This is a genomic window from Enterobacter sp. JUb54 (assembly GCF_014298075.1).
Taxonomy (GTDB): domain Bacteria; phylum Pseudomonadota; class Gammaproteobacteria; order Enterobacterales; family Enterobacteriaceae; genus Klebsiella; species Klebsiella lignicola.
Genome location: NZ_CP060418.1, coordinates 720385 through 734595, shown reverse-complemented (window position 1 = coordinate 734595; position 14211 = coordinate 720385). Strand labels below are relative to the sequence as shown.

Genomic DNA, 14211 nt, shown 5'->3' with positions numbered 1-14211 from the left:
ATGCTTATTGATGATATTGATTTTGCCCACCTGTACCGACAACAGCTCAAGATTGCCGGACGCACGGAAAAGACCCCCGCCCACTGGGACGCCAGGGCGCAAAAAATGGCCGTCAACTGCGCGCGGCCAGCAGACGGTTATCTCGTACAATTACTGGAAAAAATCGACTTAACCGGCGCCCAGACCCTGTTCGATATGGGCTGCGGGCCGGGTACTGTCGCCCTGGCACTGGCTGACAAACTCCGCGCGGTCCACGGCGTTGATTACAGCCCGAAGATGTTGGATGTCGCCAGAGCGCGCGCTGCGCAGATGAACGTCACTCATGCGCACTGGCACTGTCGTTCCTGGGAGGCCACATGGGATGACATTCCCCGCTGCGATATCGCGGTCGCCTCGCGCTCAACGCTGGTGAGCGATATGCGCGAAGCAATGACGAAGCTCAATCGCCAGGCGCGACTGCGCGTCTATACCACCCACCTTGTCAGCCCGACGTTTATGTCACCGGCCATCCAACGGGCATTAGGACGCGAAGTCATCGAGCTGCCTAACTACATCTACGCGCTGAACGTGCTGTATCAGATGGGAATTCAGGCGCGGGTCGATTTTATCCGCGGCGGTAACTGCCAGGGGGATAACACCACTTTTGCGCGTTTTGAGGAGAACGTCAGCTGGACGCTTGGCGCGCTGAACGATGAAGACCGCGCGCGGCTTCAGCACTGGTATCAGCAACAAGACCCACAAACCATCGCGCCCGCCACCCGGGACTGGGCGCTCATCTCCTGGGATTGCGGAGTGACGGCATGATCTACTTCCCCCAGGCGCTCACCGATGCATGGCTGATGGAGGATATTCAGGGTGGCGACCTGACAACCCGGGCGCTGGGGATCGGTAGCCAGCCCGGAATCATGGAATTTCGTCATCGCCAGGGGGGTTGCGTCAGCGGCATTTCTCCTGCGTCCCAGATGCTGCGTAGCCTTGGCCTGACGGTCACGACCTCCCTTGCAGATGGCGAACAGGCCGCACCTTGCGGGCTGTTGCTACGGGCGAGCGGCAGCGCCAGCGCGCTGCATCAGGGCTGGAAAGCAGCGCAGAACGTGCTCGAATGGAGCTGCGGCGTATCAAACTATGTGTCGCAGATGCTGGACCTGCTGCATGCCCGTCTTCCCGATGCGCACATCGCCTGTACTCGTAAGGCGATTCCCGGCACCCGCCTGCTCGGTACGCAGGCCATCGTTGCAGCAGGTGGCTTGATCCACCGCGCCGGCTGTGCCGAAACCCTGCTGTTATTTGCCAACCACCGGCATTTTTTCGCGGATAACGGCGACTGGGCACAGATGATTAGCCTGCTGCGCCAGCGCTCACCTGAAAAGAAAGTGGCGGTCGAAGCCGACACCCTCCCCGAAGCACTGGCCGCGCTGCAGGCGCAGCCCGACATATTGCAACTGGATAAATTTACCCCCGAACAGGCCCGTCAGGTCGCCGGTCACGCTCGCGATATTGCCCCTGCTTGCACGCTGGCGCTGACCGGCGGGATCACTCTGGGCAGCCTGGGGCAATACCTCGATTGTGGAATTGAGTTGTTTATAACTTCGGCGCCGTGGTACGCGCCGCCGGCTGATATTCAGGTTCGACTGCAGCCGAAGGCATCAAAATAAAAAAACTGATAAAGGAATAATAAAAATGAGAGTCAGGAAACAGTACCTTTGTATCTCGATCGGTCTGCTGGTCAGTCAGCTCGCGTGGGCGGAACGCCCGGAAGAGGCAATGACCGTATGGTCCAGCGCCATTCCCGCAACAACGATCAGCATTCTCGGGCAGGAGACTATCCAGAGTCTGGATAAACAGGATGTTGCACATGCCCTTTCGGTTGTACCTGGCGTGGTGTTGCAAAAATCAGGTAACCGCAATGAACTGCAGGTAAAAGTGCGCGGCTTTGACAGCCGCCAGGTACCCGTATTTTTCGACGGTGTACCGGTTTATGTTCCCTACGATGGCAATCTCGATCTCGGGCGCTTTCTCACCTCGGACGTGGCCTCAGTTGAAGTATCGAAAGGCTACTCTTCCTTGCTTCAAGGCCCCAACCAGATGGGGGGTACTATCAATATTACGACACCTCGCCCGACCAAGCCCCTGGAAGCCAACATCGGCTACCGCCAAGGCTGGAGCCGCAGTGAAGACAATGCCTATGACACGCATGCCTCATTTGGCGCAAGCAATGATTTGGGCTATTTCCAGCTCAGCGGCAGCCGCCTGAAGCGCGACGTCCTGGGGTTGCCGCATGGAACAACCAACCCGGTCGCCGGTGAAGACGGCAAAATGACAAATTCGGCGAGCGATGATAAACGCGGCATCGTGAAGCTCGGCTTCACCCCACGAGGCAATGATGAGTACGCCTTGACCTGGATTAAGCAGGATGGCGAGAAACAGAACCCACCCTATGCCGGGAGCAGTTCGCAGAAAGCCCGATACTGGCAGTGGCCGGAGTACGATAAAGAGAGCTACTACTATCAAGGCACAACGCACCTCGGCGAGCGTTTCACGCTAAAAAGCCGCCTGTATCACGACACCTTCAAAAATACCCTGATGATGTATAACTCGCTGGGCGATCTGCGTAGCAAAAATGGCATCTACAGCCGCTATAACGATTACAGCACCGGCGCGGGTCTACAGCTCTCCGCCGACGTTCGTCATAACGATCAGCTCGCCTTTGCCGTCAACTGGAAAGATGATGTCCACCGAGAAAAAAGTACCAGTGACGGGCCCTACGATCGTTACCAGGATCGTACCTGGTCATTCGCCAGCGAATATCAATGGGAGGCGATGGACAATCTCGATATCGTCGTCGGGTTGAGCTACGACTGGCGCAACAGTATTGAGGGCATAAAACATGAAAAAAACGGCAGCCTGACCCGCTATGACGGCAACAGGCAGAATGCGTTCAACTGGGAAACGCTGGCCCGCTATCATTTTGCTAATCAGGATACCCTCGCGTTTTCCTGGTCCGATCGCACCCGCTTTCCGACGCTAAAAGAGCGCTACACCACGACTAAACCGGCCAAAGATCAGATTTCGTTGGTCAACCCGCAGCTGAAACCCGAGCGAGCCCGCAGCCTTGACCTGACCTGGAACGGTCATCTTAGCGATAGCTGGGCCTATGAAATCAGCGCCTGGTACAAACAGGTCAGCGACGCAATTTTGTCGATTAATATTGATGCCGATACGGTTCAGAATCAGAACAGCGGCCAGGTCGACTATACCGGTCTTGATCTGGGCATTAAGGGATCGCCGTTGGCGTGGCTGGACGTCGGGCTAAGCTATGGCTGGGTCCACAGCAATCCTAAACAACAAGACGTGGGCAAAATTACCGGCCTGCCGGACCAAACGCTCAACGCCTGGCTGACGTTTAAACCGACGGCGTCACTCAAGGTTACGCTCTCTGAAGAGGCGCGTTCTTCCAGCTACAGCAACAGCGACGGTTCGCAAACAGCGGCAGGGTTCGCTATCTCTCACCTGCGTGCTGACTATGCCATTGGTCACGGCTTTAGCCTCAACGCCTCAATCAATAATCTCTTTGATACCCGCTACTACTATAGCGAGGGGTTTATCGAAGAGGGCCGAAACTTCTGGGCCGGCGTGGAATACACCTTCTGATTCATTCTCCGCCCTGCGGAGCTATATGGAGAACCCTATAATGACAGATGTTAACGTGGTGCTACGTTCGATACTCGGCAATCAACGCCAGGCGGATGGTTCACTACGCAAAGTCGCATTAAGCGGCAGCGTGTACCTCAGTGCCCATGGTCTGGAGGCAGACAACGGCGTTCAGGAACATTTTGAGGATCCGGACTGTGCATTGATGCACTATGCGCGCGAACATTATGAATTCTGGCGTGAACGATACCCGGCACTCTCCGGGCAGCATCTGTATACCGGTCTGTTTGGCGAAAACTTTTCCACTTACGGGATGACGGAACACGACGTCTGTCCCGGCGATGTGTTTCGCCTTGGCGATGCTGAAGTGCAAATCAGCTGGGGACGCGTTGCCTGTCAGACGATGGCAACGCGCTTACAGGATCCTGATGCGCCGATGCTGATGCACAACCTGTCGCGCAACGGCTGGTTTTATCGGGTTGTCAGGCCCGGAGAAACACGTTGCGGTGATACATTCCGGCTGATCGACCGCTCCGCCACAGAGTGGCCGCTCAGCCGGGTTCAATCGATTATCTTCGGTGACGGCGGCACCAGGGAAGAGCTGCTGGCGCTATCGGCAATGCCCTACCTTGCCGCGCCCTGGCGGGCGATTGCGTTACTACGCTTAGACAGTCGTCCGTAACTCCCCTGGTTTTCGTTCACCCTGGCTACCAGATCTGGTAGCCAGTCATCCCGTCGACTGTCCCGCACGCCCCGCGCTGTCCCAGATGTACTCAGTAAACAGTAACCTTTTCATGGGTTTTGATTGTCACGCTACGCAATCATCACTTGATAACGCAAAGAGTAACAATAATAATTCGCATTACTTTTTTACGAAAGAAGACACTTTCGCCTTTTCCGTAGCGGCGTACAGGAGTACCAGGCTGCGGTTACTCAGGATTATGCCATGATCGCCCGCACCACCTTTAAACGCTCCGCGCTCCTGTGCGCCCTGGCCGCCGCCTTCCCTCTCGCCAGCGTGGCGGAAGAGACCGTGGTCGTCACCGCGCAACCCGTTGACTCCGCCACCGCCCCCACCGAGGGCTATAGCGCGAAAACCTCCGCCGGGGCCACCAAAACCGACCAGCCGTTAATCACCACCGCGCAGTCGGTCTCGGTGATCACCCGACAGCAAATGGATGACCAGGGGGCCAACACCATCAGCCAGGCGCTGGAATATACCCCAGGCGTGTACTCCAGCTTTGGCGGCGGCGCGACCCGTTTTGATACGGTGTCATTGCGCGGCTATCACGGCGGCGACGTGGATAACCTGTTCCTCGACGGCATGCGTCTGATGAGCGATGGCGGGAGCCACAACGTCCTGCAGATTGACCCGTGGTTTATCGAGCGGGTTGATGTGATCCGCGGCCCCTCTTCGGCGCTGTATGGCCAGAGCGTGCCCGGCGGCGTGGTTAACCTGACCTCGAAACGCCCGCAGTTTACTTCCGAAGGCCATTTCCGCCTGAGCGGCGGGACGCAAAACACCAAAGGGGCCGCCTTCGATTATACCGATGCCATTAACGACCAGTGGGCGTACCGGATCATCGGGATGACGCGTAACAGCGACACCCAGTACGACAATACCCGTGAAGAGCGTTATGCCATCTCCCCGTCCCTGCTCTGGCAGCCGGACGCCGACACCTCGTTGTTATTGCGCGCTTACCTGCAAAAAGATCCGTCGGGCGGCTACCACGGCTCGCTGCCGCTGGACGGCACCCGCTACGCGCACAACGGGCGCAAGCTCTCCACCAGCACCAATGAAGGCGATCCGTCCGACGGCTATCAGCGTCGCGAGCAGATCTACAGCTACGAGTTTAGCCATCAGTTCGACGATACCTGGTCGGCTTACTCCGCCGGGAGCTACACCCATACCAACGTCTCCCTCGATCAGGTCTACCAGGTCGGCTGGGTTGGCGACAGCGATATGCTGGCCCGCGGCTACAGCGGCTCTCGTGGATCGCTGGATGCGTGGTCCACCGACAACCGCCTGCGCGCCGACTTCACCACCGGTGAACTGGCCCATACGCTGATCCTCGGGGCGGAATATCACCGCTTCCGCAACGATCTGTGGACCGGTGCCGGCAGCGCCTCGCCGCTCGATCCGTTTAGCGGCTATACCGCGCAAACCGGACACACCGTGACCTACAGCGATAACAATAATCGTCGCTACTATCAGACCGGGATTTATCTGCAGGATGAAATGGTGTGGGATCGCTGGCATCTTGATGTTTCCGGCCGTTACGATCGCATCGTCTCGCAGCAGGTCAGCGATACCTTCGGCACCTCCAGCCGCCGTTCCGATGACCATATCAGCGGTCGCGCGTCGTTGCTGTATGCCCTGGAAAACGGCCTCTCGCCGTACCTGAGCTACAGCCAGGCCATTACACCGGCGATGCTGCCGGGCGCCGACGGAACGCTGCTGAAACCGACCACCGCCGAACAGCTGGAAGCGGGGCTGAAATTCCAGCCTCCGGGGACCCGCGATATGTACAGTATCGCCATCTATGATTTAACCCAGAAAGACGTGGCCACCCGCGATCCGAATATCGCCACCGCCACCTTTATTCCGGCCGGCAAAGTTCACTCGCAAGGGGTCGAGCTGGAGATGCATAACCAGATTACGCCTGAGCTGAGCACCCTGGCCTCCTACACCTGGAACCGCCTGCGCTTCCAGGACACCAAAGATGGCACCAACGACAATACCCCGCAGCTCACGCCGGATCAGATGGCTTCATTCTGGGCGCGTTATCAGTTCCCGGCCGGGATCAGCGCGGGAGCTGGCGTGCGCTATATTGGTAAACAGTGGGCAGATGATGCCAACACCGAGCGTCTGCCGTCGGTAACGCTGCTGGATGCGATGGTTCGCGCCGATCTCGGCGTCTGGTCGCCGTCGTTGAAAGGGGCTTTTGTTCAGGTCAATGCCAACAACCTCAGCGACCGGGAGTATGTCTCCGGCTGCTACGGCACCGGCAACTGCTACTGGGGCGCCGAGCGTAGCATCACCGCCACCGTCGGCTACGACTTCTGATAAACGCCCCCGGTGGTCAGGTACCGGCCGGGGGCTTGCTCCAGATGGCTACATGGCGTCCAGCGCCTGCTGCAGCTTCCAGATATAGCGGGGGGCCTGCGGTGCCGGATGCTTCTTCGCCACGTGTTCAAAGAACTCATCGGCATCCATATCATTGATCTCATCAATCGCATCCTGGCGATTCGAAGAGAACGTGCGCAGCAGCGCCCCGGCGCCGTTGGCGTAGGAAACCACCACCGCATAGCGCATCACCTGCGGGTCTTTAATCCCGGCAAGCGGGCCGTTTTCGAGGATGCTCAGGTAAGCGGTCCCCATTGAGATATTGCGTTCGGGATTTTTCAGCTCGCTCACCGACGGCTCACCCCGCCAGCCCATGCGTTGGTAAACGTCGCGACCCGATGTTGAAGGCTTCAGCTGCATCAGGCCTACCGCGCCGGATTTACTGACCACCGTTGGGTTACCGCCAGATTCAATGGCGATAATCGCCGTCACCAGCTGCGGGTCAACGCCCCATGCCGCACCGGCTTTTTCACTGATCGGCATCCACTGCATCGCCCGCTTGACCGGAACTTCAGCGTTCCACGGCGGGTTACGATAATCCTTTTTCGAGCTACAACCGGCCAACAATACCATCAAAAAAACACACCATCTCAATTTCACACATCTATCCTTATTGGCTGAAGTTTGCCGTCTGGAGATGACAATAATCCCTCCAGGCGGCATGATAACCCTTTCATTCTTAGCAAGGAATTGTCATGTCTCAGTTTTATCTGGTTGCCCCTTCAGGCTACTGCATTAACCAGGAGGCGGCGCTCCGCGGCGTTGAACGTCTGCAGGAGGCCGGACATCAGGTGATGCACCAGGAGGTCATCCCCCGTCGGCAACAGCGCTTTGCCGGAACTGAACATGAGCGCCTGAACGATATTAACCAGCTGGCTACCCTCGAAGGCCCTAACCGCATCGTGATGCCGGTGCGCGGCGGTTACGGCGCCAGCCGCCTGCTGCCGGATATCGACTGGCAGGCCCTGGCCGCACGCCAGCGGGAAAATCCGCTTTTAATCTGCGGCCACAGTGATTTCACAGCGATTCAAATGGGCCTGCTGGCAAAGAGTAGCATAATCACCTTCAGCGGTCCGATGCTGGCAGGTAACTTTGGTGCGGAAACGATGAACGCGTTTACATGGCACCACTTCTGGCAGGCGCTGCGCAGCCCGGAATTTACCCTTGAATGGCCGGGCGATGGCCAGCCCTGTGATGTCGAAGGCACCCTGTGGGGCGGCAACCTGGCGATGCTCACATCGCTGATGGGCACCCCGTGGATGCCGCAGATTAGCGACGGCATTCTGGTGCTGGAAGATATTAACGAGCATCCATTCCGCGTCGAGCGCATGCTGCTGCAGCTGCTGCACAGCGGCGTTCTCGCCCGCCAGCAGGCGCTGATCCTCGGCAGCTTCAGCGGCGCGAACCCGAACGATTACGACGCCGGTTATGACCTGCCGGCAGTCTACGACTATCTGCGCACCCAGCTGGATATCCCGGTGATTAGCGGGCTGGATTTCGGCCACGAACAGCGAACCGTCACCCTGCCGCTTGGCGCAAACGCGCGGCTGGTGCATCGCGACATCACCACGACCTTAACGCTCAGCGGGCATCCGGTGCTAACAGAATAAAATCTTCTGTTACACATTTCAGGATACTCCGAGGGTTGGTAAACTGAGCCTCATTGTCTAAAAAATTCACGCAGTAAGGAGTACGTCAACATTGGACGCCGGTGCGGTCATTAGCCTGTTTATTCTGGGTTCTGTATTAGTAACCTGTAGCATTTTATTGAGTTCCTTTTCTTCGCGCCTGGGCATCCCGATTCTGGTTATCTTCCTTGCCATTGGTATGCTGGCCGGGGTTGACGGTATCGGCGGCATCCCTTTTGACAATTACCCTTTCGCGTACATGGTGAGTAACCTGGCGCTGGCGGTGATCCTGCTTGACGGCGGTATGCGCACCCAGGCCAGCTCCTTTCGCGTTGCCCTCTGGCCCGCGCTCTCGCTGGCGACCGTCGGCGTCCTGATCACCTCCTGCCTGACCGGGCTGATGGCCGCCTGGCTGTTCCATCTCGATCTTATCGAAGGCTTGCTGATCGGCGCGATTGTCGGCTCCACCGATGCGGCGGCGGTCTTCTCGCTGCTCGGCGGCAAAGGCCTGAACGAACGTGTCGGCTCCACCCTGGAGATCGAATCCGGCAGCAACGACCCGATGGCGGTGTTCCTGACCATTACGCTTATCGAGATGATTCAGCAGCATGAAAGCGGCCTGAGCTGGATGTTCGCCGTCCATATCGTGCAGCAGTTCGGCCTCGGGATTGCGATTGGCCTCGGCGGCGGTTATCTGCTGTTGCAGATGATAAACCGCATCGTGCTGCCGACCGGGCTCTATCCGCTGCTGGCGCTCAGCGGCGGGATTATGATTTTTGCGGTAACCACCACCCTCGACGGCAGCGGCATTCTGGCGGTATATCTGTGCGGCTTCCTGCTGGGGAACCGACCGATTCGTAACCGTCATGGGATCCTGCAAAACTTCGACGGACTGGCGTGGCTGGCGCAGATTGCCATGTTCCTGGTGCTCGGGCTGCTGCTCACCCCGTCGGATCTGTGGCCTATCGCCATCCCGGCGCTGCTGCTCTCCATGTGGATGATTTTTGTGGCCCGTCCGCTGTCGGTGTTTGCCGGTCTGCTGCCGTTTCGCGGGTTTAACCTGCGCGAGCGGGTGTTTATCAGCTGGGTGGGGCTGCGCGGCGCGGTGCCGATCATTCTCGCCGTCTTCCCGATGATGGCCGGCCTTGAAAACGCGCGCTTGTTCTTCAATGTCGCCTTCTTCGTGGTGCTGGTGTCGCTGCTGTTACAGGGGACGTCCCTCTCCTGGGCGGCCAAAAAAGCCAAAGTGGTGGTACCGCCGGTCGGCTGGCCCATTTCCCGCGTCGGGTTGGATATTCACCCGGAGAACCCCTGGGAGCAGTTCGTCTACCAGCTCAGCGCAGACAAATGGTGCGTTGGCGCGGCGCTGCGTGACTTACATATGCCGCCGGAAACCCGTATTGCCGCCCTGTTCCGCGACAATGTCCTGCTGCACCCGACCGGCAGCACCCGCCTGCTGGAAGGGGATATTCTGTGCGTGATTGGCCGCGAGCGTGACCTGCCGGCGCTGGGTAAAATGTTCAGCCAGTCGCCGCCGGTGGCGCTCGATCAGCGTTTCTTCGGGGACTTTATTCTCGATGCCAGTGCCAAATTTGTCGATGTGGCGCAAATTTACGGTCTCGATGACGTGGATGATTTTAACGATAGCCAGCAGTCGCTGGGCGATGTGGTTCAGCATCTGCTCGGCGCCGCTCCGGTTGTCGGTGACCAGGTAGAATTCGCCGGCATGCTGTGGACGGTCGCGGAAAAAGAGGATGACCACGTTCTGAAGGTCGGGGTCCGCGTCGCAGAAGATGAGGCGGAGTAACCCGCCTCATATCAACACCGAATCACTTGATATTTATATTTTATCAATCAACGGTCCACATAAAGACCTCGAAAAAACAAAAGCCTCGCAGATGCGAGGCTTTTGTTTAACTGTTCTGAAATTCTTCTGCCCGGCGCTCAAGCTCAGTCATAAATGAGGTTTTGGCTTTTTCATGGGCGTCGGGACTCATGATACTGATAACCTGATAGCGATCGTCATCCAGCCAGTGCCGCGAGTAGACGAGATAATGATTTGATTTTCTGGCTGCCTGAGGAGTGTGCGGCTTCCAGGCCGGTTGATCGGGAAGCTGAATATGGATTTTGTAAACGTAAGAATCGCACAACCTGCGATTCTCTTCCCACTACCCCTCATTGCCGAAAAAATCAGGGAGTGTGTGGTGTTTCTTCCAGATCTCCAGCACCTGCGCATATTGCGCAGCGATCTCAGGCAGTTCAACATCCTTGTGAACAGAAACTCTCACCATTATGAAACCCGATCAAAGCCCGGTGGATTTAGTCCCAGCGCTTTATGCTCAGCATGAATTAACGCTCTGACATCATCCCCACTAGCGCTAATCGGCGTTGATGACGTTTTTTTGGGCGGGTTAGTCTGTTCAATGAACGCCAGTGTATCTTCTGCCGTATTACGTAATTTTGCAGCTGCACGCCCGAACGTGGTTATCTCTTCTCGTAGCGCTTCATCCAGGGTTTCCTGAAGAGCCATTTTTACCGCTTCGATATAACCCGCAGCAATGGTAATCCGTTGTTTATACTCTTTTACCAGATGTTTCTGAACAAGAGGGGACTGCTTTTTCATATCAATGGGCGTTTGTTTTACTTCCCATTCAGCACGCAAGTTTATCAGGTGGAAACGCTGACGCTCCGCAATTTCAGCCAGTAGTCTGGTTGCCTCGCTGATTGAGATATATACCACTTCTTCATGCAGCGACTGCAGTGTGGTATTCGCTTCAGTGCTGTGCGGCGTGATATCCCGATAACCCACAGCATTAGCAGGGATCGGCCCCATCGACAGCGCCATTAACGCTGCCATAGATGCTGCTCTGCTCTTTTTCATTTTTTTCATATTTAAAACCTGGTAAATGAGGTCTCATGGTAGCGCATTAAATAGCCAGTGACAAAAGTCCATAGCAAGTAACCCGTGCGCCCTGCCAGTATTATACGCTCCGGAGCCTTTTTTCTCTTTTGCAATACCCCGCGTCATCATGAAAAAGCCCGCTCAGTCTGAACATAAGCGGGCTGGGTAATACGCGACTCGGCGGCCCCTTGCTTCAGGCGGTACGCCATTTGCGGGTTAACGGCTTTTCCACTTCCACAATCAGGAACATCACAAATCCGATGATAAAGGTGATCACCCAGTAGCGGAACGGCAGCGCGGTGGTCCCGAACAGCATCTGCATGAACGGCGCGTAGATGATCAGCAGCTGCAACACCAGCAGGACGCCGCTGACGATCCAGATACCGCGGTTTGCCAGCAATCCTTTACTCAGAGAGAAGCCGTCGGATATGCGGCAGTTGAGCATATAAAACCACTGGGCTGTTACCAGGGTTTGCAGCAGGACGGTGCGAATAAACTCCGGCGAGTAGCCGCGCGGCTGGAGCCAGGCTTCCAGAACGAAGGCGCTCACGGCAATCATCGAACCAACAAATATCACCCTCCAGATAGCAAAACCATCCATCACATGCAGTTTCGGATCGCGCGGCGGCCGCTGCATAATGTTCTTCTCGCCGGCCTCAAACGCCAGGCCGAAGGAGAGCGTGGCGGAGGTCGCCATGTTCATCCAGAGGATCAGCACCGGGGTCAATGGGATTAAATTACCCGCCAGCAGCGCAATGATGATTAACAGCCCCTGCGCCAGGTTGGTCGGCATAATAAAGAGGATGGTTTTCTTCAGGTTATCGTACACCCGCCGCCCTTCTCTGACCGCACTGGCGATGGTGGCGAAGTTATCATCCGTCAGCACCATATCGGCCGCTTCCTTGGTCACCTCGGTTCCCTTGATGCCCATGGCAATCCCGACATCAGCTTGCTTCAGCGCCGGTGCATCGTTGACCCCGTCGCCGGTCATCCCTACGACCTCTTTTCTGCTCTGCAGCGCCTGCACCAGGCGGAATTTATCCTCCGGGCTGGTACGGGCGAAAATATCAAATTTCTGCGCGGCTTCGCTGAGCTGCTGGTCGTCCATCACCTCCAGTTCACGCCCGGTGATGGCATTTTCCGCATTGCCAATGCCGAGCATTTTGCCGATGCTCATCGCCGTTTGCGGATGATCGCCGGTGATCATCTTCACCCGGATCCCTGCCTGCAGGCAGTCGCCAATCGCCGTAATCGCCTCCGGACGCGGCGGATCCATCATCCCGGCAATACCGAGAAGGATCACCCCTTGCTGTAAATCCTGATGCGTCAGTTCGGTTTGCCCGCTGGCCGCAGGTTTCCACGCCGCCGCCACCATACGCAACCCTTCCCGCGCGTACTCTTCAATTTTGGCTTCCCAGTAGGGCTGATCCAGCGGCTGCAGGCCATCATCCGTCTGCTGCTGCTGACACAGCCGGAACAGAACATCCGGGGCACCGGTAATTAAGATCATCTCTTCATCCCCGATCCGATACAGCGTCGACATATATTTGTACTGCGAATCGAAAGGGATCTTACTGCGCAACTCGGTTGCCAGCGTCGGCAGCGCGATTTTCGCCGCCAGCACCTTCAGCGCCCCTTCCGTTGGGCCGCCGGTGATTTTCCATAACCCGGTTTCATCCTTGATCAGTTGGCTGTCATTACAGAGATCAATGGTTCGCAAATAGCGCTCAAGCAACGTACCGGGGGCAACCACCACCGGCCCGGAACCATCTACAGGATGAATATTACCAATCGGCTCATAGCTATCGCCTTCGACCCGGTAGACGGTATCCGCCGTAATGACGGCTTTGACCGTCATCTCGTTCATGGTCAGCGTCCCGGTTTTGTCCGAGCAAATCACCGTCATCGCTCCGAGAGTCTCAACGGTCGGCAGCTTACGAATGATCGCCTTCTGCCGCGCCATGGTCTGCACGCCGAGCGAGAGAATAATCGAGATGATGGCTGGCAACCCTTCCGGCACCGACGCCACCGCAAGGCTGATCAGCGAGAGCATCAGCTCTGAAACCGGCATATCGCGGAACAGCAGGCTGAAGACAAACAGCGCCGCCATCATCACCAGAATGATGATAAAGATGGCTTTACCCAGCTTATCCATCTGAACCAGCAGCGGTGTCCGGTGCTTTTCAATATCCGCCATCATCTGGTTGATATGGCCAAGCTCGGTATCGCCGCCGGTCGCCACCACGAGGCCTTTGCCCCCGCCGGAGCTGACCGTGGTTCCCGAAAACAGCAGGTTGGTACGATCGCCGAGGGGCAGGTCGCCGCTCAGCGCGTCGGTGCTTTTTTCCACCACCGTCGACTCGCCGGTGAGTATCGCCTCTTCCACCCGCAGATTGTGGGCTTCAATCACCCGCAGGTCGGCCGGGATCCGGTCGCCGGCGCGGATCACCACGATATCCCCAGGCACCAGCGCGGTGGTTGGCACCGTTTCATGGTTGCCCTGACGGACGACCACCGCCTCGCTGGACAGCATATTGCGAATGCTCTGCAGCGATTTTTCCGCATTACTTTCCTGAATATGCCCGATCAGGGCGTTGATGACCGCGACCCCCAGAATCACGAGGGTATCGACCCAGTGCCCCATGACCGCCGTCAAGAGCGCGGCAGCCAGCAGGACGTAAATCAGGACATCGTTGAAATGCGCCAGGAAGCGTAGCCACGCGGGCTTGCCCGGCTTTTGCGGTAACGCGTTCTCGCCGTACTGCTGGAGTCGCGAGGCCGCTTCGGCACTGCTAATACCTTCGGAGGAACTGTTGGTGCTGGTCAGGGTTTCATCGACGGAGAGCCTGTAGAACGGGCCTCCCGGTTTGTCTGTACTCATAGTTATCCCCTCACTCCTGTAA

Annotated in this window: 10 protein-coding genes and 1 pseudogene; 7 read left to right on the top strand and 4 right to left on the bottom strand. The window is 57.3% G+C overall.

The window, feature by feature from the left end; genetic code table 11:
• The 5 genes from HF679_RS03295 to HF679_RS03275 all read left to right on the top strand — a co-directional run bounded on the left by HF679_RS03295 (position 1) and on the right by HF679_RS03275 (position 6718).
• Positions 1-804 carry a class I SAM-dependent methyltransferase gene (locus HF679_RS03295; protein ID WP_123754834.1) on the top strand — a complete coding sequence of 268 codons (804 nt, stop codon included), beginning with the start codon at positions 1-3 and terminating at the stop codon, positions 802-804.
• The gene (gene modD / locus HF679_RS03290; protein WP_154144820.1) at positions 801-1655 is read left to right on the top strand and encodes a ModD protein; all 855 of its coding nucleotides are present in this window, start codon (positions 801-803) and stop codon (positions 1653-1655) included. The genes HF679_RS03295 and modD overlap by 4 nt, the downstream gene beginning before the upstream one ends.
• Before the next feature lie 25 nt (positions 1656-1680).
• The gene (locus tag HF679_RS03285; protein WP_187042604.1) at positions 1681-3651 is read left to right on the top strand and encodes a TonB-dependent receptor plug domain-containing protein; all 1971 of its coding nucleotides are present in this window, start codon (positions 1681-1683) and stop codon (positions 3649-3651) included.
• Positions 3652-3691: 40 nt separating this feature from the next.
• Positions 3692-4333 (top strand): MOSC domain-containing protein, encoded by a 642-nt coding sequence (locus tag HF679_RS03280; protein WP_227540108.1) that lies wholly within the window; start codon positions 3692-3694, stop codon positions 4331-4333.
• Between the two features lie 264 nt (positions 4334-4597).
• Positions 4598-6718 (top strand): TonB-dependent siderophore receptor, encoded by a 2121-nt coding sequence (locus tag HF679_RS03275; RefSeq protein ID WP_123754837.1) that lies wholly within the window; start codon positions 4598-4600, stop codon positions 6716-6718.
• Between the two features lie 48 nt (positions 6719-6766).
• On the opposite strand, the gene emtA is transcribed toward HF679_RS03275, so the two are convergent.
• Positions 6767-7378, bottom strand: coding sequence for a membrane-bound lytic murein transglycosylase EmtA (emtA, locus tag HF679_RS03270; protein WP_123754838.1), 612 nt, complete (start codon positions 7376-7378; stop codon positions 6767-6769).
• A 95-nt stretch (positions 7379-7473) separates the two neighbouring features.
• On the opposite strand from emtA, the gene ldcA reads away from it, so the two are divergent.
• Positions 7474-8388, top strand: coding sequence for a muramoyltetrapeptide carboxypeptidase (gene ldcA, locus HF679_RS03265; RefSeq protein ID WP_187042603.1), 915 nt, complete (start codon positions 7474-7476; stop codon positions 8386-8388).
• Positions 8389-8479: 91 nt separating this feature from the next.
• Entirely contained in the window at positions 8480-10213 is a 1734-nt protein-coding gene (locus HF679_RS03260) for a potassium/proton antiporter (protein ID WP_123754840.1), read from the top strand.
• Positions 10214-10319: 106 nt separating this feature from the next.
• Here the strand turns inward: HF679_RS03260 and HF679_RS24960 are convergent.
• From HF679_RS24960 to HF679_RS03245, 3 genes and pseudogenes are all read right to left on the bottom strand, one after another.
• Positions 10320-10562 (bottom strand): annotated as a pseudogene (locus tag HF679_RS24960) (type II toxin-antitoxin system YafO family toxin); the annotation flags it as partial.
• Between the two features lie 134 nt (positions 10563-10696).
• Positions 10697-11296: a hypothetical protein gene (locus HF679_RS03250; RefSeq protein WP_174508068.1), complete on the bottom strand. Its 600-nt coding sequence runs from the start codon at positions 11294-11296 to the stop codon at positions 10697-10699.
• Positions 11297-11501: 205 nt separating this feature from the next.
• Positions 11502-14189: a cation-transporting P-type ATPase gene (locus HF679_RS03245; protein WP_154144826.1), complete on the bottom strand. Its 2688-nt coding sequence runs from the start codon at positions 14187-14189 to the stop codon at positions 11502-11504.
• Between the last annotated feature and the right edge of the window lie 22 nt (positions 14190-14211).